This window comes from Flavobacterium selenitireducens (assembly GCF_014748335.1).
In the GTDB taxonomy this organism is placed as follows: Bacteria; Bacteroidota; Bacteroidia; order Flavobacteriales; family Flavobacteriaceae; genus Flavobacterium; species Flavobacterium selenitireducens.
This window is the reverse complement of sequence record NZ_JAAVIY010000002.1, coordinates 13,077-34,885: the sequence shown is the minus strand read 5'-3', so window position 1 is coordinate 34,885 and position 21,809 is coordinate 13,077. Positions and strand designations below refer to the sequence as shown.

The following is a 21,809-nucleotide window of genomic DNA, read 5'->3' as shown; positions in this document are numbered from 1 at the left end:
ATTTTGCAAAAATTTCATTTGATGTCCACAACATTCTATAAACTCAATATTTCTGAGGTCAGACGCGAGACGCCCGAAGCCATTTCGGTAGCTTTCCGCGTTCCCGATCAACTGCGCGATTATTACAACTTTACCGCCGGTCAATACCTGACGCTAAAATTGACATTGGACGGGGAGGAAATCAGGCGCGCCTATTCGATTTGCTCGGCTCCCGGCGGAGACGAACTGCGCATTGCCATCAAGTCGATAAAATCCGGCGTGTTCTCTGCATTTGCCAACAAGCAATTACGCGAAGGCGATACGATGGAAGTCGGTTTGCCCGAAGGCACGTTCACGTTCGAACCGCATCCCGAACGCCGCAAGAACTACGCTGCTTTCGCCGCAGGAAGCGGAATTACGCCCGTAATGGCGATCGTACAGAGCGTTTTGATGAATGAGCCTTTCAGCACGTTCGTTCTCGTCTACGGCAACAAATCGCCTGAGGACACGATATTTTACAACAAAATCCACGAATTGGAACAACAATTCACGGGGCGATTTTTCGTACATTTCGTATTCAGCCAGGCGAAAATCGAGGGGCAATTATTCGGACGCATCGAGCGATCAACGGTGAATTTCATCCTCAACAACAAGTTCAAGGAAGTGGAGTTCGACAAGTTCTGGCTATGCGGACCCGAGGAAATGATCATGACGGTGAGCAACGTCCTTAAAGAACACAACATCAAGGAAAAAGACATTCGTTTTGAACTTTTTGTACCTCCGAAAACCGAAAAACAAATCTCAGGACCAGTGGAAGGACATACCAAAATAACCGTAATGGTAGACGACGAGGAGACGACTTTCGAGATGTCGAAGAAGCAAACCTTACTCGAAGCCGCTTTGAAACAAGGCATAGACGCTCCGTATTCCTGCCAGGGCGGAATATGCTCGAGCTGTATGGCGCGCATCACCAAAGGCTCGGCGGAAATGGTCAAGAATGCCATCCTCACGGACGGTGAGATCGCACAAGGCTTGATCCTGACCTGCCAGGCGCATCCTACATCAGAAGAAGTCTACATTGATTTTGACGACGTTTGATCGAGTTGAAAACTGACAGAAGCTTCCCGAAACGGAGGCTTTTTTTATGCGATCAGGTCGTTGATTTTTTGGATGACAAACTCCGCAGAAATGGTGCGCATCGCGTCTTCATATCCTTCGACGATTTTGTTGCCGTAAACCGAAGTGGGCAAAAGCGGGAATTTTTCGCGATCGGATACGATTTGATTTGACTCCGGTTGATCGAAGGGCGCAAACCCAGCGAACGGATGCGTCGCGCCCCAAAGCGTAACAGTTGGAATCCCAAACATTGTGGCAATATGAGCATTTCCGGAATCCATGCTGAGCATCACATCGAGGTTGGCAATCAGTTTAAGCTCGCTTTTAAGCGAAAGTTTCCCGGCGACGACGATGACGTTTTCTTTGCCGGATTTCAGCGATTCCAAAATTTGGATTTCCGAAGTCCCGGCTCCAAATAAAAAAATCGTGTTGCTTTTCACGTCCGATATTCCAGACACGACTTGAGCCATCAGGTCCAGCGGATATTGCTTTCCCTGATGTGCGGCAAAAGGCGCGATCCCGATCCAGTTTCCAGATTTGTTTCCGCTTAGTTCGACGACGTCTTGCGATAATTTTGGTTTCGCCGGAAATTCCGGATGCGACAAATCGAGCGCAAAGCCAAGTTCTCGAAACACATCGGCGTATCGTTCAACGGATGTCTTGAGACGGGTAAAATTCTTGTTTTGCAGACGTGTCAGCGCTTTCTTTTCGTCACGCCCTTTATCGATTTTCCCAGTCGATTTCCCGCTTGCGACAAAGAACGTACGTACGATTTTGGAGCGCAATACATTGTGCAGATCCGCGAAAGCGTCAATGTTTAATCTGCTGAGATCGGAATATAGTTTGAACAACCCGAAAATGCCCTTGTGACGGCCTTTGAGGTCAGCAGCGAAAAATTCTACATTGGGAATCCCATCGAAAAAAGGTGCGAAAAACGGTCGGGAAACCATTGTGATTTTTAGCGTCGGATGTTGTTTGGCCAATGCGCGTAAAACGGGAACCGTCATCGCGACGTCGCCCATGGCGCTCAACCGGATGACGGCAATATGTGAAATCTGCTTTGGCAAGCGACTATTTTTTGTTTTGGTACAACACCGGATTGAGTTCTTCGTCGTTGTACATTTTCATCTGTTTGTACACTTTCATGAACTTGTCGCCGTTTTGGATGTCCGACAGCAAATCGTCGATAGCGGTAGACAAGTCCGTGCGTTGCTCGAGCAAGATGTTGAGCTTGGATTGGCACGCATCGCGGTGAGCTTGGGATGCTTCGGGACGTGTCGCTTCCTCGTTCATATGGAAAATCTTGAGCGCCAGGATAGAAAGGCGGTCGAACGCCCATGCCGGGCTTTCGGAGTTGATTTTCGCATTTGCCTTTACCTCGACGTTCGCAAATTTTTGAAGGAAATAACTGTCGATGTATTCCACCATGTCCGTGCGCTCCTGGTTGGAGGCATCGATGCGTCTTTTTAAAGTCAGGGCGGCAACCGGATCGATTTGCGGATCGCGGATGATGTCTTCGAAATGCCATTGGACCGTATCGATCCAGTTTTTGGCATACAAAAGGTGCTCGAATTGATCTTTGGCGTAAGGATTTTCTATGGGTTGGTCGACATTGTCGAACTTGTGGTAGTCGTTGATGCTTTGCTCAAAAACAGAATATGCTAATTTTGCGAACATAAAACAGAATTAAAACACAAAGATATACCTTTACTTACCAAACCTCAAAGGTTTTATTTGGCTTCGCCCTGTTCGGCTTAAGCCCCCGAGTCGCTGCCCTCCATACAATTCGGCTGCGCCTCAGGTTAAAAACTTTCGATGTTAGAAAATCAATCGACTCCTCATGCACATCCGCTACCTTTCCGAAAACCACAGTATCCTCAGTCACTTTCTCGCCCAAATCCGCAACGTCGACGTGCAAAAAGACAGCATGAGGTTCCGTCGCAACATCGAAAGAATTGGCGAAATCATGGCGTATGAAATCAGCAAAGAACTGGAATATCGCCCTATTGAAATCAGGACGCCGCTCGCGATAAAGAAAACCGCTGAAATCGAAACGCCTATCGTTTTATGTTCGATACTTCGCGCGGGACTGCCGCTTCACGTTGGATTCATGAACTATTTCGACGATGCGCAGAATGGTTTTATCTCGGCCTACCGACATCATTACAACAACGACGACGCTTTTGAAATCAAGGTGGAATACCGTGCCATGCCATCGATTCAGGGTAAAACGCTTATCGTTGTCGACCCGATGTTGGCCACCGGACAATCGCTTGCAGCCGTAATCGACGTCCTGTTGCAATCGGAAACTCCAGACAACGTGCATATTGCCGCGGTAATCGCCGCTCCGGAAGGTGTGGAATTGCTCAACCAAACGCTTCCCGATAATTTCTATCTCTGGATTGCCGCCCAGGACGAAAAGCTGAACGAAAAAAACTACATCATTCCAGGCTTGGGAGATGCAGGCGATTTGGCATACGGCCCCAAATTATAATTGCATAAAAAAGCTGACTATCGCCAAAACCGCTGTGACACCCACCGTGATTTCGCGTTTGAGTTCACTTGAAGTCGTCTCGACGATCGTAGAAGCCATTATGGCCAACGGCGCCAGGGTAAACACCAAAACCTCATTGCTCTTAAATGGGGATACGATAAAAACCGCGACGCCAACCACAAACGCGAGAATGATTTTTTTATAAGACGATTGCAGGATTAACGGGCGGTTGGGCAATGTGGTAACCATGATAAAGACGAAATACGCCACCACGGGCGCATACATCGAAAGAGCGAGGTTTTGTTTGCTGTCTGTAAAATAATCGATGCTGACATCAATCGGGATGTTTGCCGATACGAAATCGATTCGCGTCTCGTCGACGATAAAGGCGAACAGGAAGAAAACCACCGCGGCCGACGCAAATGCGATGAACGGCAAGATCCAGTTGCGGTAGTCGCGCGAGACGTGGAACAATATCGAAATGAATACCAGGACGATAAACAAGATCGCCCAAAAGTGGAACAAAGCCGCGAGAAAAATCCACAGGGAAGCGTCGAAAATCTTCTCTTTAGGCGCTTTCAGGGATTGGAGCGAGACTAATCGCCTTAGTGCGAGCAACACAAAAAAGTTGGAAACGCACAGGTTGAAATTGTCAAAAACCGACGGGAAAAACAGCAAAAAAAGAAAGAAGAACAGAATAGCGTAAGAGTTGTCACGACTCAATCCGTTTTTCTTGACGATGAAATTCAGGATGAACAACGAGCTGAAAACCAAGCCCAAAAGAAATGCTTTCTCAATCAATCCCGCCACATCGTTCGTCCTCTCCGATCCCGAAAACTGGAAAATCAAATAAAAGAACGCCACCAATGCAATGAGCACCGTATAGTTAAAAGGCGTAGATTTTCGGAAAAGGCTTGCTATCATGCCGAGTTTTTATACTTTTGTGGAACCTAAATTAATACTTGTTCAAAGATGAGATCATTATTCGAAGCAATCCAATGGCTTTTTGTTGACGTATTGTACTTGCCGTTTGACTGGTTGAGAGCCCTTGAGCTCGAGACATGGTTCGGTGCCAACCTCCTCAACTGGATTTTCATGGCCATCTGCTGTTATTATACCTGGTATTGGATCAAACAAATCGGAATCACAAAAGACGAGGACGTTCAGGACACTACAGCCCATTCTTTCTTAGGCTAAGTCGAACCCGATATCTTTCCTGAAATACATCGTATCAAAATGTAGCTTGTCTATGTTTTGATACGATTTTTTTATGGCCTCTTCGTAGTCGTTCCCATAGGATGTCACGGCCAGGACGCGACCTCCGTTCGATACGACGTTGCCCGCCTCGTCGAGTTTCGTTCCCGCGTGGAAAACGATGGAATCTGAAATTTTGTCAAAGCCCGTGATCACTTTGCCTTTCTGGTAGTCTTCCGGATACCCGCCGGACACGACCATGACCGTCGTTGCAGCGCGGTGGTCGATCTCGAGCGCGACTTCGTCGAGCCTTTCGTTGGAAACGGCAAAAAACAATTCGACAAGATCCGATTTCAATCGCGGCATCACGACCTCCGTTTCCGGGTCGCCCATGCGAACGTTGTATTCGATGACCATCGGGTCGTCCCCGACTTTGATCAATCCGATAAAAATAAAACCTTTGTATTCGATATGATCTTTGCGCAAACCGTCAACGGTTGGTTTTACGATGCGCGTCTCGATCTTTTCCATAAAGTCGTGATCTGCGAACGGAACAGGTGAAACTGCGCCCATTCCTCCGGTGTTCAAGCCCGTATCGCCTTCTCCGATTCGCTTGTAATCTTTGGCCGTCGGAAGAATTTTGTAGCTTTTGCCGTCGGTAAGGACAAAACAAGAAAGTTCGATCCCGTCAAGGAATTCTTCAATGACGACTTTTGCAGACGCGGCTCCGAACTTTTGCCCGACAAGCATATTGCGCAATTCCGATTTGGCTTCTTCGAGATCGCTCAGGATCAGGACACCTTTGCCGGCGGCCAAACCATCCGCTTTCAAAACATATGGCGGTTTCAACGTCTCAAGAAAATCACAACCTTTTTCGACGGTTTGAGCCGTAAAGCTGTCGTAAGCCGCCGTCGGGATTTTGTGACGGATCAAAAACTCCTTTGCGAACTCCTTGCTGCCTTCGAGTCGCGCGCCTTCTTTAGACGGGCCGATCACCGGGATTTCGGACAGTTCCTCATCGGCTTTGAAAAAATCGAAAATGCCCTCCACCAACGGATCCTCGGGCCCGACGACGACCAATTCGACGTTTTCATCCAAAACCAATTGCTTCACGTCGGCGAAATTCGTTGGCGAAATGTTTACGTTCGTTGCAATTTGGGCCGTTCCCGCGTTTCCCGGTGCGACTAACAGATTGGTACACAAGGGGCTTTTTAGAAGTTTCCAGGCCAACGCATGTTCGCGTCCGCCAGATCCGAGGAGAAGAATCGTCATGATGTAGTCGTGTGTTTAAGACGCCAAAAATACTCGGTTTTGGCGGGAAAGACAATAAATTTTAATTATTTGCGGATGGGAACGTTTCCCACTATTTTTACCAAAATTTGAACCGTGGCCGGAATTTTCGACTTATCGCTCCAACTCAATGGTTATCCGCTAAAACGGGCACGCGTCGAGCTAGGCAAAATACTCGATGTTCCTGACGGCGCTTACGCGGAATTCGTCGAAAAGCGCAAAAAAGAAATTCTCGATTTCCATTTGGAACACAACGCGTTTTATCGCGAAATAGCGTCTGGTTCGGATAAAAATGACTGGGCCAGATTGCCCGTTATGCGCAAACAGGATTTCCAACGGCCTCTTGAACAGCGGCTTTCGGATGGATATTCCACGGGTTCGGTATTCGTCAACAAAACCTCGGGATCGAGCGGAAACCCAATGACGTTTGCCAAAGACAAGTTTTGCCACGCTATGATCTGGGCCAACATCCAACGGCGGTTCGCGTGGTACGACCTCGATTTCAATTCGTCATGGCAAGCGCGATTCTACGGGCGTTCGCTTGATTCGATCGCTTCGAAAAAACTCCAGCTCAAAGACTTTTTAAGCAAGCGTTATAGATTCGATATTTTCGATCTGTCGGACGCGGCTCTCGAGAAAATCACAGCGAAATTCGCCAGGACACGTTTTGAATACATCAATGGTTATACGAGTAATTTCGTGTTGCTCGCGAAATATCTGAAAAAGAAAAACCTCATACTTAAAGCGATTTGCCCGACGCTCAAGGTGTGCATCACGACTTCCGAGATGTTGTTTGAAGACGATCGGAAATTGATCGAAAAACACCTTGGGATTCCGGTTGCAAACGAGTACGGAGCATCTGAATTGGAAGTCATCGCGTTTGAAAATCCCGACGGAGATTGGCTCGTGAATTCGGAAACCATTTTCGTGGAAATTCTCGATGATGCCGGAAATCCCGTCCCGCATGGAACGGAAGGTCGAATTGTCGTAACGAGCCTCGACAACAAAGCACATCCGTTTATCCGTTACGATGTGGGCGATCGCGGAATTCTCGACGAAATAAGCACGGTCAAGCGTCCGATACTGAAAAAACTCGTCGGACGCACGAGCGATTTCGCGATTTTGCCAAGTGGGAAAAAGCCGGCGGGCATGACATTTTATTCGCTGACGAAAAAGATTTTCGAAGACGACGGAAACGTCAAGGAATTCGTGATACGACAAACCGAACGCGATCTGTTCGAGATCGATTATGCGAGTGAGCGCGAATTGACACCCGGAGAACAAAACCGGATTTCTGCCATCATGGGCGATTATCTCGAAGCTGGACTTCGTTTCAGATATTATCGAAAAGATGCGCTCGAACGAACATCTGTAGGAAAACTCAAGCAATTTACGTGTTTGGTCAAATCGGAAGACATATGAAATGCGTATTGTTTTTGCTGTTTTTGTGCGGATGGAATGCAATGGCTCAGAAAGCGGAAGTGATCCGGATCGATACGAGAGAACGGATGCTCTCGTCGAAAATCGATGGAAAATACGATATTTCGATTTTTTTAAAAGCACACAAATGGAGCGCGGACCACGCCGGTATTTATTCCGTGAAAGGCTGGTATTGGTATGATTCCAGGAAAATCAAAATTCCGCTCGTCGGGATATGGGACGGCGGCCTGACGCTGTTTCACTTCAAGGACGCCAGTCTCGAAAAACGCGTTCTGGAATTCATTTCGAACGAAACCGACATTTACAGCAAAGTAGAAGATATTAAGCGCATTTCAGGATCCGACGAAAAATTCACGTTCGATCACCAAAGTGGTCAGGCGTTTGGACAATGGGAAAAAGGCGACTGCAAATTTCGCGCATCGATTTCGCCAGAAGAGGATCTTCGAATCGCAAAAACACGGGAATTCCTGCGTCTTTCCAAGCCAGATAATACAACCGTCGATTTGGACCTTTACGCATTCGGGATTTACAAAACGGATTTTTCGCTTGTCGGATTCCATTCTTCCGAAACTGAAAACCGTGTTTTACTCGAATATGAATACCAATCGCGTCCGTATGCACCGGGAATGTGCGGTGCCGGAAGCGAAAAAGGTTATGTAACTTTGCGGCTCGACTCAGGTTTCGGATTAACTTCGTTTGAAACGGTGGAAACTGAAAGTTGCCTCGACACTATTTTTTCTGAGGAAAATCAAAAGGACAATATTGTCGTCGTGACCGGAAACGACGGAAAAATCCAAAAATGGAGAGTGGACGCGAAATCCGCACAAGTCACCAAAGTCAAATGAGAAGAAGCAAGCGACTACATGACCTTAAAATTCAATAGACAAACATCGAAATGAACATCACGATAGTTGCCGGGGCGAGGCCCAATTTCATCAAAATCGCACCGATCATAAAGGCGATCGAAAGCCGTAAAAATTCCGGTGCGGACGTTTCGTTCCGGCTTGTCCATACGGGTCAACATTACGATAAAAATTTAAGCGATACTTTTTTCGAGGAGCTAAACATTCCGCATCCTGACGCGAATCTTGAGGTAAAAAGCGGTTCTCAAGCGGTTCAGACGGCGGCGATCATGGTGGCGTTCGAACAGGAGTTGCTGCAAAATCCGACTGATCTGGTCCTCGTCGTCGGGGATGTGAATTCGACGATGGCCTGCGCGATCGTAGCCAAAAAACTCAATGTAAAAGTCACCCACGTCGAAGCCGGAATCCGCTCGGGCGACTGGACGATGCCCGAGGAAATCAACCGCATCGTAACCGATTCGATCACTGATTTTTTCTTTACCACATCGGTTTCGGCTTCCGAGAATTTGCTAAAATATGGAGCCGATCCCGCAAAAGTACACTTTGTCGGAAACGTGATGATCGACACGCTTACCCAAAATCTGGATCGCATCAAAAAGCCGGATTTTTGGGACGATTTTGGCCTGGAAAACGGAAATTATATCGTCTTGACCTTACACCGTCCGTCGAATGTGGATGAAGAAAAATCGCTCCAAAACCTACTGCTCGGCATCGACAAACTTGCCGGAGACAAAAAAGTGGTTTTTCCGGTTCATCCGAGAACGAAAGCGATTCTTGGCGACGCGAAACTCGACTTCAGCAACATCGTTTATGCCGAACCTCAAAGTTATCTGGCATTCATGTACCTCATCAAAAACAGCTTTGCCGTGATTACCGATTCGGGTGGAATTTCTGAAGAAACCACCGTTTTGGGCATTCCGTGTTTTACGATGCGCGAAAACACGGAACGTCCTGAAACACAGGATATCGGAACAAATACACTCGTGGGAATTTCGATCGAAAACCTGGAAAAGCACTTTTCTGACTTTCTTCAAAACGGGCTTCGCGAACACGGAATCCCCGAACTTTGGGATGGAAAAGCATCCGATCGGATCATCGACATTTTGCTATCGGAATGGAAAAAATCCTGATCGTTTCGAATTATTATCCGCCGGAAAAAGGCGCTGCGGCGAACCGAATCGAACAGATGGCGCTCAAGTTGTCGCATCATTACGAAGTGTCGGTGATTTGTCCGCTCGGAAATTATCCGGAAGGCAAATTATTCCCACAATACCGCGGGAAATTCTGGGTAAAGGAAATCCAAAAAAACGTCTTGGTAAAGCGGTTGTGGATCTATCCGAGCAACAGCAAAAACATCGCAAAACGATTGTTGTCGATCTTGTCGTTTTCATCAATATTGTTCGTGAGGCTGCTGTTTGGGAGACTTCCGCGAAAAGTCATCGTGCAATCGCCTCCGTTGTTGTTGTCGTTCATCGCGGTGTTGGCGTTGTCGATAAGGCGCAGGAAAATCATATTGAACGTCTCCGACTTGTGGCCGATGGCCGCGCTCGAGCTCAAGGTGATGCGACACGGTTCGGTTTCCCACAAATTCGCATTGTTCCTCGAGCGTTTTATTTATAAAAATGCCGATGTCGTGCTGGGGCAATCAGAAGAAATCCTGTCGCACGTCCGACAGATCGTTCCGAGCCAGAAAGCGTATTTGTACCGCAATTTCCCTGACCATTCCGAAGCGTTCGAGTTTCGCTACAGCGACGGAAAAATCAGGCTTTTTTACGCCGGGCTGCTTGGCGTTGCACAAGGCGTTCTCGAATCTTGCCAAAAAATGGAACTTGCCGGCCTGAACATTGAGTTCCATATTTTCGGGGACGGGGCCGAAAAATCCGATATCGAAAAATACATCGCGGGCCATCCCGAAAAAAATATCGTTTTCCACGGCATGGTCGACCGAAAAGTGCTGCACAAAAAACTTGAGGAGTTCGACATCGCATATGTTCCGCTGGCGACGCGCATTTACGGATCGGTTCCTTCAAAAATCTTCGAATATGGCGCCTTGGGAATGCCGATCCTTTATTTTGGCGGAGGAGAAGGCGAAAATATCGTGCGTGAATACGATTTGGGTTGGGTCGCTTCGGTAGAAGATTTCCGGGAATTGAACTCGGTTTTGAAAGCGATTTCGGACAGCGGAAAATCGGCTCTAAGCCCAATGAAAACAACAATCCTCGAAACGGCAAAAAGCAATTTCAACCTTGATTCCCAACTAAAAAACCTGATTTCGGAAGGCGTTTTCTAGTAGGCTTTTTCTTCCCCTTTAAAAATGTTGATCACCGTTTGTAGAATGATCTTCAAATCGAGCAGAAACGACCAGTTTTCGATGTAGAACACGTCGAATTTGATGCGGTTGATCATGTCTTCGTCTGTTTCAATTTCGCCACGAAAGCCGCGAACCTGAGCCAATCCGGTGATTCCCGGTTTGACGTAATGGCGCACCATGTATTTTTTGATCTTGCTTCCGTAGGCCTTGTTCTGCGACCAAAGATGCGGACGCGGCCCGACCACGGACATATCGCCCACCAATACGTTTATGAATTGTGGCAGTTCGTCGATGCTGGTTTTGCGCATGATGCGGCCTACCCTGGTTACGCGGGGATCGTTCTTCGAAGCTTCTTTCTCGGTGGTTTTATTCATTTTCATCGAGCGGAACTTATAGCAGAAAAATTCCGTTTCGTTGATTCCCGGACGCCCTTGAAGAAAGAAGATCGGCCCTTTCGATTCGAGCTTGATGATCAGGCCCAATATCGGGACGAGCCATGAAAGCACGCCAATTATGATCACGAGCGAAAAAAATATGTCGAAACCGCGCTTGAATCCCTTTACGATGGGTTCGTGCAATAACGTCCGCTGTAGCGAAAGAACCGGGAAAAACCCGTAATAATCCAATTTGAGGTTCTTGGCGAAAATCTCTTTGGTATCGGGAATGAACTTGATGGCTTTTTTGTGATCGTCCGCAAACTCGACGAGATCCTTGAGCTGTTCGTTGGAAATTTCGTTGAGCGAGCAGTAAATCTCGTCGATTCGGTTGGCGATCACGAACTCTTTTAGGGTTTCGATCTTGCCGCGGATGTGCTCGTTGGATTTCTTGTCGGAAAAAAATCCGTGGAAACGATAGCCGAAATCGTTGCGTTCTTCAAACAGGTTCTTGAGGCGAATGGCTTCCGGCGTATATCCGATAATGACGGCGTTGCGAAAATTGCTTCCCGTTATGATACGGTATTTCTTCAGATAGTAAAAAAGCAGCCATTTGAAAACCGCAACCAGTGCCATACAAGTACTGACGTGGAGTGCGATTGCCGTTCCGCTAAAGATAGTGGCCTTGGCAAACGGGAAAAACGCAATGATGACCAACAGGAACAAAACGCCCTGGCGCACGAGTTTCGAAAGGATTTCAACCGGTGTGGTGAACCTGTAAACGCCGTAAAACTTGATCAGGAAAGCGATGGCGATCCAGACAAGATTTTGGTATAACAGAAACCAGGGAAAATCGAGGTTGTGATTGTCGAAAAAATAAAACGGAAAGACATTGATCACGATCAAATCGAGCGCAATGCTGATTGGTCGGATGTACTTGGAATATCTACCCGTTTGAGCTCCCGTCATATCAATGGATATATCCTGAGAAATCTTTGTGTTCCTCTTTGAGCAGCTCTTCGGACGAAAGCGACTTGAAATACTCGTAGGTGATCTTCATGCCTTCGGAACGGGACACTTTTGGTTCCCATCCGAGGATTGCCTTTGCCTTTGTGATGTCGGGCTGGCGTTGCATCGGGTCGTTTACCGGAAGTTCCCTGTACACCACTTTTTGGTCGGTGCCGGTGAGCTTGATGATTTCTTCGGCAAAGTCGCTGATCGTGATCTCGTCCGGATTCCCGATGTTGACCGGCAACACATAATCCGACAACAGCAACCTGTAAATGCCTTCGACCTGATCGTCGACGTAGCAAAACGAACGCGTTTGGGATCCGTCTCCAAAAATGGTGAGATCCTCTCCGCGCAATGCCTGGCCGATGAATGCCGGGATGACCCGGCCGTCGTTGAGTCGCATTCTTGGCCCGTAAGTGTTGAATATCCTTACAATACGGGTTTCGACGCCGTGAAAGGTGTGATAAGCCATCGTGATCGACTCCTGGAAGCGCTTGGCTTCGTCATAGACGCCTCTTGGCCCGATCGTGTTCACATTGCCGTAATATTCTTCGGTTTGCGGATGGATCAACGGGTCGCCATAGACTTCTGAAGTGGATGCGATAAGGATCCTTGCCTTCTTTACCCTTGCCAATCCCAACAGATTATGCGTACCCAACGATCCCACTTTTAGGGTTTGGATCGGAATCTTGAGATAATCGATAGGGCTTGCCGGGGAAGCGAAATGGAGAATATAGTCGATTTTACCCGGAACGTGGACGAACTTGGTGATATCGTGGTGGTAAAACTCGAAATTCTTGTGGCTGAAAAGATGCTCGATGTTCTTGAGATCGCCCGTAATAAGGTTGTCCATCCCGATTACGAAATATCCCTCTGCAATAAACCGGTCGCAAAGATGCGAACCCAAAAAGCCCGCTGCGCCGGTAATCAATATTCTTTTCATAGACTTATCGTTTTTTTGTGGCAATCAATACCGTACCGTAATTGGCAAGGCAATACATCGCAGTGAAAAAAGTCACGCCTCGCTGTCTCCACAAAAATGACTCCGTCAAAAATAAACTTATCATCAGAACTGAAAAAGAAATAAGTGTAAAATCTTTGGCGGTAATGGCATTTTTGAGACTCACGAAAAGCATTATGACGAGCAGCAAAAATGCAAAAAAGCCCATCTCGGCAAAATTCTGGACGTATTGATTGTGGAAGTTTTTGCCGTGATATCCTTTATTGGACGCATCTCCCTTAAAAAGCCCATATTCGTCCGCCTTTTCGCCAATTTTTCTGAATGAGGCATTGAGTCCGTAACCCGTGAACAAGATATTGTCTTGCGCAAGCATTTCAGTAAAGATGCGGAATTGGTACACCCGGAATGCCGTTCCTCCAAAAAAGTCGTTGGCGGTGAACTTTTCCTGATTCCACGCCTGGGAGACGCTGACGTTGTTGACCCTGCCGCCGTCAATGATGATCTGGGCCGGGTTTTCTTTCGCCGCCTCGAATTCCGATCGAAAGCGTTGGGTGATTTTCGGAAATGCGATCAGACTGAGCACAAAAACTCCAAAAAAGATGCCGGACACTGAAATCAATCTGCGTCTCCCAAGGTTGGCATAACGCACAAAATAAACGACGCACAACAACGCGAATACGGCAATCACGTTCTTAGACGATAACAACAGGATCAGCAAAAACAGGATCGCGCACGCTGTTTTGTCGAGGATTTTCAGCTTGTTTTTGGTTACCAGCGCGAAGAACGCTACGGCAAAAAATACGGAAACGTAAATCGCGTTGGTTTCCTCGGTGACGAGTTCGTGATAAAAAAAGACGTTCCTATTCCCGGTAAGTAGAAATCGGATAACGGCTTTTGAGAGATAAAAAACCGCAACGGCGGCCATCGCATATCCGAACTTTTCCAGTATCGACCTGCGCTGCGTCGTCGAAAACGGCGGAATAATGAGAAAACAGATGGGAATTACGATCAGGTAAATCATCCGCGGAAGCGCTTTTAGGCTTCTTTGCAAATCGATCGTCCACGTCAGCGAAAGCGCCATGAGTAGAAAAAGTGCGATCGGCAAGAGCAGTTTCCAATCGCGGGCGAAATAACGATGTTTCCCGAACTGCCAGATCGAGGCCGCGGCCAGAAGTCCCAGCGCGACATTTCCGATTCCTAATTTTAGCGGAGCGGTGACCAGAAGAAGAAGTACGAATGGTGCTACCGGATGTCCGTCAGCGAGCTTTTGCCATAACCTGCTCAAAAAGCCCGAGGTATTTTCCGTTGATCCGGTCCCAGTTGAATTCATCTACGATCGCCTTGTAATTGTTTTCGATGCGCTGCAAGTTATCGCTTTTTTTGACCGAAAGCAGAATATTTTTGACCTCATCAGGATTCGAAAAATAAACGGCATTGTCGCCTAGAATACCGCGATTGAACGCATTGTTGTGGGATGCGATGAATGCTTTGGACGCCATGGCCTCGAGCAACGACGGATTGGTTCCGCCAACGGTATGTCCGTGGAAATAGACGTTTGAAAAATAGCGCAGGTTGTTCAGGTGCAACAGGTTGTAAATCCCGCCCATGAAGCGGATGTTTGCGTGGCTGCCGAATTTCGATTTGAGATATTGTCCGTATTTCGTTTCGTGTTTGCCGACTACGAGAATCTCGCGACCGTTGGCAGCGTTGACGACGCCTTGCAACACCATTTCGATATTGTTCTCGGGTTCGAATCGTGCCATGACCATGTCGTAATTTCCGCTGGTGACATTGTATTGCGCCAAAATCGATTCGTCGGGATTGTCGAACGGATGCGCGCCGTACGCGATATACGTCGAGTCCTTTCCGTATCTTTTTTTGAGGAAATCCTGGATGCCGAGCGAATCCGAAACGAGGTAATCGCTACTCACAGCGGCCAGGCGTTCGGCGAACTTCAGGAACTGACGAACCGGGCGCTTGTACTTGGTGCGCTTCCATTCGAGGCCGTCCATGTTGGTGATGATGACAGGTTTTTTCGGAAGCAGGAAAAACCATACTGAATTGCTTGTGTAGCCCAATTGCAGAATGATGTCGAATTCGCGTTTGCGTGCGTCCATGATGCAATTGTAGTCGTAGAGAAATTGGCCGAACGTTCCCATTTTGTGTTCAGGATTGTTGCAATGGATCAGGTTGACGCCGTGAAACGTCTTTTCCTGGTACGGATGGTCGTGGGAATTGTACACATAGACATCATGTCCTTTCTGGACGAGGAAAACGGAAAAAAATTCGGCAAACTGCTCGAAACCACCGTAATGATTGGGGATTCCTCTTGTGCCCAGTATCGCTATTTTCATGAAGTCTGATAAATACTGCGCAAAAATAACATCTTTTGCTAATTGTGGACACGGTTTTTATTTTTATCCGGCACTCAATTGCATATCACGGATAACCGATTGTAATACAGTCAGTTATCACGACAATCAAGAATCGTGTGAAACCATTGTGTTAAATGACATTTATCAGGTTTGCGTTGGCGTTTTATTGTTATTTTTGTCTAGTCTACATAATAATTATACCATGATCCGATTCGATTATCTGGAGCAAAATCTTGAGGAACTTCGCATAAAATATCTTACGGCCCAACCTTTCCCGCATCTTGTCATCGACAATTTCTGTGAGACCGAAAAATTGGAACGCGCCTATTCCCATATCCCGGAGCTCAACAACAAAAGCCGCGATTATGCCTTTGCCAACAATAAGTTCGAAAAGTCGAATTACAAAGAGATTTGCCCGGAACTGAAAGAGTTCTACGACGATCTTTCATCGGAACGGTTCAACAAGATATTGAGTTTCATCACCGCTAAGCGAACGTTCGTCGATCCTAAGAATTTTGGCGGAGGATTGCACCAGGGCAAGAAAAACAGCTTTCTGGATATGCATTTGGATTTCAATTACCATCCGCTTCACAAAAACTGGTACCGCGAACTGAACCTTTTGCTTTACCTCAACAAAGATTGGAAACCCGAATACAAAGGCGGTTTGAGAATCAAGGATTTGCGTACCAACGAAGAAGCCGAACTCGACGTTCCGTTCAACCGCATGATCATCCAGCAGTGTGCGCCTTACAGCCTTCACGGTTACGATATGACCAATTTTCCGGAAGGCCGTTACCGAACTTCTATCGCAACTTATGCTTATCAGATTCACGAGCGCCTCATCGAAACGCCCCGTACTACGGACTGGTTTCCGAAAGAAGACGCTTCGTTCCTAAAGAAGCAGCTTGCGAAGAACTATAATTTTTTAGTTCAGACGAAGAACAAATTTTTTGGAAGCGCCACGGCGAAAAACCAGTAATCAGATTTTAGAAAGCGCCGCTGTAAGTATCCCCGCGGCATTTTTCCAGTTATAACGAGCGGCTATCTGGTCGCTTATTTTTTGCAGATGTTCCTCGTTTGGCGGCAGTTCGCAGATGCGTTTGAGTTTATTTGAAAATTCCTCGTCTTTTGACGGATTGAAAAGATTCTCGGCAAAAAAATCGAAATCGGCCATCGCGGTTTCGCTCGAACACAACACCGGGATTCTGGCGGCGGCTGCTTCCAAAGGCGGAATTCCGAAACCTTCGGCGATCGACGGATAAATAAATGCTTTCGAGGCGCGCAACAGTTTGAGCATGTCGCCGAACGCAAGATGCTCGATGAACCTGACTTTCGAGCGAATTTCGGCTGTGCTTTTCTCGAGGAGTTTGTGAAGTTCGGGCATCGCAAATGTCTCGTGCCCGACAAAAACCAGTTCATGACTTTCATAAAGCTTGAGGTCGATGAAATGCTTGAGCAATAGCTGTTGCTTTTTCCTCGGCTCAAGACGGCTCACATAAATCAGGTAGTTGTGCAGCCCGAATTGTTCCGCAACTTGCTTTTTTACCTCAGATTTTGTGTATGGCTCAAAAAACACCGGGTCGACACCGTTTGGCGTAATCACCGCATCGGGAACGCCGAGATATTGCGCGATTTCACGCTTGGAATAGGGCGAAACAGTGAGCACGAGATCTGCTGCACGCGCACTGAACCTGTAAGTCAACAAACTCATGTGGCGATTCATCTTCGGAAAATATTCAGGGAAATCCTCGAAAAGCACGTCGTGGGTCGTGACAATATACTTGCAGACTTTTATCGGCGGAACGCGATACTGAAAATGGGCAATGTCGATTTTATGCTTCTGTAGCATTTTGGGTAGGTCGAACAACAAACGCTTCACCTTGTTCCCGCGCGGATATTGTAAGTACGTTACATTTGGGTGATCCCCGAATTCTTTCCTGAGGTTGTCGATGTCTGACGCACCGAGGAAAAATTGCAATGCAGCGTCCTTGATCAACTCGGAATAAATGCCTTTGATATAGGTTCGCGTACCTTGAAAGCCGCCGTCGAATACATGGCAGTCTACGAAGATTCTATTCCGCATGATTCGTTTCTGGATAAGTTCTGTTCGTGTTTCGCTCCCTTAATAATAGTTCGCGATAAGCCAGCAATGCGCCGATGACCATCGACTTGTTATCGAGCTTTAGGTATAATCCCATAAAAACCCAATTTGAAAGGATGAGATAAATTGCGCTTCCGGTAAGTAAATAATTGTAGACCCGTATTCTGGGATCGCTTGAACGTGGCTGCCGCTGTATCTGATAAATCGAAAAGAGCAGTAGTAGCACGCCGACAAGCCCGGACTTAAGGAAAACGGTCATATATGAGTTGTGAAGCGTCGGAATATGGCGGATGAATTCCAGATCATTCGTCCAGAGCTCCCGGCCTAAATCAATCGTCGAGCCCATCCCTTTTCCAAATACAATAGCTGTCCAGCCTTCGCTGCTGACTTGTCGCACGGTAATGATATTTTCGAACGATCGGTAATTATCGTTCCAGTCTTTCCAGTCCTCTTCGTTAATCTTCGTCTTGAAGGGTTCGACTGGCGCGATCTTTACCTTATAAAGGAAGGCGTCCAATCCTGATCCCATTCGCTTTGGGTTATAAATATATATTGCTCCGTACGCCAGCAACACACCTGCCGAAATCAACAGCAATGAACGGATAGCTCGTGGTGTCGGTCGTAAATAACCTTTTATCGCAAAGAACAGTATGAAAAATTGGATGATATTCGTCCTGGCGAGATAAAACACGGTAGATATCCCGACAACCGTCAGCATGAGGATAGCCTTCTTTTGCGATATTTCAATCCCTAGCTCCTTCCTGAAAATGACGAAAATCAGCACATATATCTGGAGATCGTCGAAATATCCACCGTAAAGACGCAACATGTTCATATCGCGTATTCCGTCGACAACAAAATAAAACAACAGCGTGAGCAGGTGAATTACCGCCAAAAGAAACCCTGCGCTGAGAATGACATTCAGCACCTTTTTTCCCATTACTTTGGCGCAGTTGTAGCCAATCATCAACCCGAGGATAGGCTTGAGTAGATAGGCCAAATCCCTGAATATGTCATAAATCCGGTGGTCGTAGAAAAATGAGGACACGGCGGCGATCAGTAAAATAGCTCCGTAGGCGCCCATAATTTTGAGCATGGTCAGCGAATAGCGAAACCGCAGCGACAATACGGCAGCCATTGCCCAGAACAGAAATGTCGTCTCGTAGCTTTTCAGCAATAAGATGAGCGCGCTTCCGATAAGCAAATATTCCTGAAAACGGTATTTCTTTAACGTCTCTACCATCGGCATTTTACGACAGCCATTCTGCCAAGCGTTTTGATGCTCCAGATACGACATCTACTGCAGGCAATTCGGCGATTTCATTAAGGCGTTCACCGTGTCGTAAGAACGCAAGTTTTCCCGTGCGGTCCTTGGAGTCGCGATTTGCGGTTTCGTTGAATCCGGAAAGGGACGAATAGGTGGCAAAAGGGGCTGACAAATCCTTGCGGACAAAATAAGCGTTTACGCCCGCTTTTGTGGTTCCTACGAAGTCATAGCCTTTCTTGTCCGCCAGGTGGCAAAATGCCGCAAGCGATGCTCCGAAGTACAACTCCGAATAATGCGCAGCCGAACGTACGAAGTCAGCTTTATAGGGAATGCTCAGCTTTAAATCTCCTCCGAATACCGAGTTATATTCGCAGACGACTATGCGCGGTTTTATACATTCGATACTTTCCCATACCCAATAATCATTTCCATCTATGTCGACACTGAGCAACCCGATGTCTTCGATTTTGGTATAATCCGATATGATGGCGTTGATATTGTCGGTCGTGATAAATGCCTGTCGTGCTACCAAATCGTATTTCCAGTAGATGAAATCCTGTTTGATGAAATCAATATTGCTTTTGCTTCCGTCCAATACCAACCCTGACCAATTATTGTTCATGAGCAAAAACCGCGTATTGGATTCCGTATAGGTTTCTACGCCAAATTCTACAAAAATCGGATTTGGAATTTCGATCTGGCTGATCAGGTATTGAATTACGCCGTCTTCTCCTCGTTGGGAAAAAACCTGAAACTCCACTTCGTCCAGCGAGGCCGATTTTATTTGGGAATTTTGTTTTGCAAGGAGCTTTCCTGTAAGCATCAGGTTTTTGTGGACGTCGTAATTGAGCTTCTGGAAAAATTTCTTGTAGTAGCGTCTTAAAAGGTCTTTCATTTAACGTTTTTGTTTTTCTTCAGCTTGACTTTTGCCTCAATAACGGTTGCAGATAGCGGTGATAAACCAGGCACAGGACCACTTCGGAAACCAAAAGAGACAAAAGAGCGCCGTATAGTCCTGCTTTCCACAATCCGAGGCAAAGCAAGAGCGTGCTCATAGCCGTTATGAACACCGTAATTCGGATATAATCCCGGTTCTTATCAAAACTAAACAATAATTGCTCCTGTGCCAAAGTGATTCCTATAAAAAATGGAATCCCTAGCGCCGGTAGCAGCAAGCTGTGGTAAAGCGGAAGGAAAATCGAGCTCACTTTAAAGAAACGCAGTACTTCGTCCGCGAAAAACCCGGTGAGCAACAAACCGATTGAGACTGCGAGCAGATTATAACCGTTCAGTCGCTTCCATGTTCGCAGGCCGCGTTTGAAATCTGTATTGATCTCGTAAGACACCATGCCGAGAGAGAATTTAAAAACCGTCTGGAAGTAAGTCCTGAACAACATCACAATCTGCTCGATAACTTTAAATTGTCCGGCTACGACGGTTCCGGCTAAGGTTCCGATGATCAGAATTGGCGAATATTGCCGGAATGCGAATAACAGTTGGGAAATGCAAAAGGTAAAATCCCGTTTGATAAGTTCCCTTGCCGATGATAACCTGAGATTTTCCCAGCCCACGTTATACCTGATAACCAATCGTATCAGCACGAAAAGCGACGGAATTACCAGCCCTAAGCCAAGCCACATATTTACGTAAACGTAATCGAAATCTGAAACCACAAAGAACAGGACGCCCAACAGGTAAATGGCTTTCGAAAGTATGTTAATGGCGCTGATACTTACGAAATCTTCTATTCCTTGTAGAAACCATGTCGGGTTGAGGAACTGCCCCAGAACGATACACATGCTCAATAAATAAAGCGCGCGCTCTGACCGGAAATAGGGAATCAGGTAACAGCTCAGGCAGATAAGCGCCAAGACGAATAACAACAGTACGAATTTTGCGAGATATACTGTCGCAAATGTCGCTTTCAGTACGTCTGGATTTTGCCTGTTGAGCGCAACTTCCCGCACGCTCTTTATATAAGAAGAGTAGTCGACGACGACTATCAGAATGTAGGATAAAGACATTCCCATACCCGCTTTGCCAAGCCCTTTTTCACCGACGACTCCTATGATGTAAGGTATTACGACAATAGGACTGATGAGGTTGACCGCTTGCCCAAATCCGTAAATGAAGAATTTATGCAACTTTTCACTTTTGATGGCAGTCTTTATATTGTGGAAACGCATAGAGTCATTTATCCTGCCAAAGATATGCTAAAATTATATGTTTCATGGATAGGGCGTTTAACAGACCAACGGCCCCGAACGCCGCGTTTGTTGCCCATTGTGCTGATCGAAGGCTTGACCAGGAATTTATAAACCCACGTTATTTTTGTTTACAGCCAGCCAAAAAGAATATTAATTGCGCTCGCAGGTAAAAAACAAAAAATGCTATTCATTTCTTCAACAATGAATAGCATTTCTTAGACAGTATTATAAACGGCTATTTTGCCAGCTTTTGCAATTCCGGGCCAAGATTGGCTTCGTGCGGATATAACGATGGATTCTGCCTCGCGCCATCCTTAACCAATGCCTTGATTTCGCCGGTTGCCGGATTAAACGTACATTTTGAGTCGTCGGCTCGGAAAAAGTTCCCCATTTCGGCACCGGCAATGACACGCTTTCCACCTTGATATTCAAGCCCGATATTCTTAAGGGTAATATCTTGCTGATCTTTATTCATTCCCAGGTCGATGCGGAGCTGCGTCGGATAAACATCTGCAGGGAGGCTGTACAACACTTGCTGCTCAGCGTCACTTCCTTTAACGCCTACCCAAATAGGTTCAGCTTTAAAATCGGATGTTCCGTCCTCGGTGTAAAACAGGCTGAAAGTATCGTCTTTTTTTGCAATAACATTGAGGGTTACCTTAAAATTTTCATTCGTCACTTCTGACTTTTTAACCTCCAAAGATTCCACCGACTTCTCATCTTTACAACTTGTAAACAGCGCAATGGCCATTACTGCCGCTATAGCAATTCTTGTTTTCATCTTTTTGTTAAATTTTCAGCAAATGTAAACTTTTTCCTTTGTTGG

21 protein-coding genes are annotated in these 21,809 nt (G+C 46.6%); 8 read left to right on the top strand and 13 right to left on the bottom strand.

The features are described from left to right. Positions 1 to 21: 21 nt before the first annotated feature. The gene (locus tag HC229_RS03720; protein WP_191019119.1) at positions 22 to 1,077 is read left to right on the top strand and encodes a 2Fe-2S iron-sulfur cluster-binding protein; all 1,056 of its coding nucleotides are present in this window, start codon (positions 22 to 24) and stop codon (positions 1,075 to 1,077) included. A gap of 44 nt (positions 1,078 to 1,121) precedes the next feature. Here the strand turns inward: HC229_RS03720 and HC229_RS03715 are convergent, their stop codons facing one another. Beyond that, positions 1,122 to 2,117 (bottom strand): glycosyltransferase family 9 protein, encoded by a 996-nt coding sequence (locus HC229_RS03715; protein WP_191019530.1) that lies wholly within the window; start codon positions 2,115 to 2,117, stop codon positions 1,122 to 1,124. A gap of 49 nt (positions 2,118 to 2,166) precedes the next feature. Then, positions 2,167 to 2,772, bottom strand: coding sequence for a DUF4254 domain-containing protein (locus HC229_RS03710; protein ID WP_191019118.1), 606 nt, complete (start codon positions 2,770 to 2,772; stop codon positions 2,167 to 2,169). Between the two features lie 163 nt (positions 2,773 to 2,935). Here HC229_RS03710 and upp point away from each other — a divergent pair, with 163 nt between their 5' ends. Further along, positions 2,936 to 3,589 carry a uracil phosphoribosyltransferase gene (upp, locus tag HC229_RS03705; RefSeq protein ID WP_191019117.1) on the top strand — a complete coding sequence of 218 codons (654 nt, stop codon included), beginning with the start codon at positions 2,936 to 2,938 and terminating at the stop codon, positions 3,587 to 3,589. On the opposite strand, the gene HC229_RS03700 is transcribed toward upp, so the two are convergent. Then, positions 3,584 to 4,513: a DUF6427 family protein gene (locus HC229_RS03700; RefSeq protein ID WP_191019116.1), complete on the bottom strand. Its 930-nt coding sequence runs from the start codon at positions 4,511 to 4,513 to the stop codon at positions 3,584 to 3,586. The two genes, upp and HC229_RS03700, sit on opposite strands and share 6 nt — an antisense overlap. Positions 4,514 to 4,561: 48 nt before the next feature. On the opposite strand from HC229_RS03700, the gene HC229_RS03695 reads away from it, so the two are divergent. After that, entirely contained in the window at positions 4,562 to 4,786 is a 225-nt protein-coding gene (locus tag HC229_RS03695) for a DUF6341 family protein (RefSeq protein ID WP_191019115.1), read from the top strand. Here the strand turns inward: HC229_RS03695 and purD are convergent. Continuing rightward, entirely contained in the window at positions 4,778 to 6,055 is a 1,278-nt protein-coding gene (gene purD / locus HC229_RS03690; protein WP_191019114.1) for a phosphoribosylamine--glycine ligase, read from the bottom strand. The genes HC229_RS03695 and purD overlap by 9 nt on opposite strands. Positions 6,056 to 6,169: 114 nt before the next feature. Here purD and HC229_RS03685 point away from each other — a divergent pair, with 114 nt between their 5' ends. The 4 genes from HC229_RS03685 to HC229_RS03670 are packed head-to-tail and all read left to right on the top strand — an operon-like array spanning position 6,170 to position 10,666. After that, positions 6,170 to 7,495, top strand: coding sequence for a phenylacetate--CoA ligase family protein (locus tag HC229_RS03685; protein ID WP_191019113.1), 1,326 nt, complete (start codon positions 6,170 to 6,172; stop codon positions 7,493 to 7,495). Further along, on the top strand, positions 7,492 to 8,358 hold the full coding sequence (locus tag HC229_RS03680) for a hypothetical protein (RefSeq protein WP_191019112.1): 867 nt from the start codon (positions 7,492 to 7,494) through the stop codon (positions 8,356 to 8,358). The genes HC229_RS03685 and HC229_RS03680 overlap by 4 nt, the downstream gene beginning before the upstream one ends. 50 nt (positions 8,359 to 8,408) lie before the next feature. Then, positions 8,409 to 9,506 (top strand): non-hydrolyzing UDP-N-acetylglucosamine 2-epimerase, encoded by a 1,098-nt coding sequence (wecB, locus tag HC229_RS03675; RefSeq protein WP_191019111.1) that lies wholly within the window; start codon positions 8,409 to 8,411, stop codon positions 9,504 to 9,506. Then, entirely contained in the window at positions 9,491 to 10,666 is a 1,176-nt protein-coding gene (locus tag HC229_RS03670) for a glycosyltransferase family 4 protein (RefSeq protein ID WP_191019110.1), read from the top strand. Before wecB ends, HC229_RS03670 begins: the two co-directional genes overlap by 16 nt. Here the strand turns inward: HC229_RS03670 and HC229_RS03665 are convergent. The 4 genes from HC229_RS03665 to HC229_RS03650 are packed head-to-tail and all read right to left on the bottom strand — an operon-like array spanning position 10,663 to position 15,387. Continuing rightward, positions 10,663 to 12,030, bottom strand: a complete 1,368-nt coding sequence (locus HC229_RS03665; protein ID WP_191019109.1) for an undecaprenyl-phosphate glucose phosphotransferase — start codon at positions 12,028 to 12,030, stop codon at positions 10,663 to 10,665. The two genes, HC229_RS03670 and HC229_RS03665, sit on opposite strands and share 4 nt — an antisense overlap. Position 12,031: 1 nt before the next feature. Beyond that, entirely contained in the window at positions 12,032 to 13,015 is a 984-nt protein-coding gene (locus HC229_RS03660; protein WP_191019108.1) for a UDP-glucuronic acid decarboxylase family protein, read from the bottom strand. A gap of 4 nt (positions 13,016 to 13,019) precedes the next feature. Then, positions 13,020 to 14,318: an O-antigen ligase family protein gene (locus HC229_RS03655; protein ID WP_191019107.1), complete on the bottom strand. Its 1,299-nt coding sequence runs from the start codon at positions 14,316 to 14,318 to the stop codon at positions 13,020 to 13,022. After that, entirely contained in the window at positions 14,290 to 15,387 is a 1,098-nt protein-coding gene (locus tag HC229_RS03650; RefSeq protein ID WP_191019106.1) for a DUF1972 domain-containing protein, read from the bottom strand. The genes HC229_RS03655 and HC229_RS03650 overlap by 29 nt, the downstream gene beginning before the upstream one ends. 223 nt (positions 15,388 to 15,610) lie before the next feature. On the opposite strand from HC229_RS03650, the gene HC229_RS03645 reads away from it, so the two are divergent. Beyond that, positions 15,611 to 16,387 carry a 2OG-Fe(II) oxygenase gene (locus HC229_RS03645; RefSeq protein WP_191019105.1) on the top strand — a complete coding sequence of 259 codons (777 nt, stop codon included), beginning with the start codon at positions 15,611 to 15,613 and terminating at the stop codon, positions 16,385 to 16,387. Here the strand turns inward: HC229_RS03645 and HC229_RS03640 are convergent, their stop codons facing one another. From HC229_RS03640 to HC229_RS03620, 5 genes are all read right to left on the bottom strand, one after another. After that, positions 16,388 to 17,491, bottom strand: a complete 1,104-nt coding sequence (locus HC229_RS03640; protein ID WP_191019104.1) for a glycosyltransferase family 4 protein — start codon at positions 17,489 to 17,491, stop codon at positions 16,388 to 16,390. After that, the gene (locus tag HC229_RS03635; RefSeq protein ID WP_191019103.1) at positions 17,481 to 18,752 is read right to left on the bottom strand and encodes a hypothetical protein; all 1,272 of its coding nucleotides are present in this window, start codon (positions 18,750 to 18,752) and stop codon (positions 17,481 to 17,483) included. Before HC229_RS03635 ends, HC229_RS03640 begins: the two co-directional genes overlap by 11 nt. Positions 18,753 to 18,759: 7 nt before the next feature. Further along, complete coding sequence (locus HC229_RS03630; RefSeq protein ID WP_191019102.1) at positions 18,760 to 19,671, bottom strand: hypothetical protein; 912 nt, start codon at positions 19,669 to 19,671, stop codon at positions 18,760 to 18,762. A 19-nt stretch (positions 19,672 to 19,690) separates the two neighbouring features. Then, complete coding sequence (locus HC229_RS03625; protein WP_191019101.1) at positions 19,691 to 20,962, bottom strand: lipopolysaccharide biosynthesis protein; 1,272 nt, start codon at positions 20,960 to 20,962, stop codon at positions 19,691 to 19,693. A gap of 256 nt (positions 20,963 to 21,218) precedes the next feature. After that, positions 21,219 to 21,764, bottom strand: coding sequence for a hypothetical protein (locus HC229_RS03620; RefSeq protein WP_191019100.1), 546 nt, complete (start codon positions 21,762 to 21,764; stop codon positions 21,219 to 21,221). Positions 21,765 to 21,809: the final 45 nt, after the last annotated feature.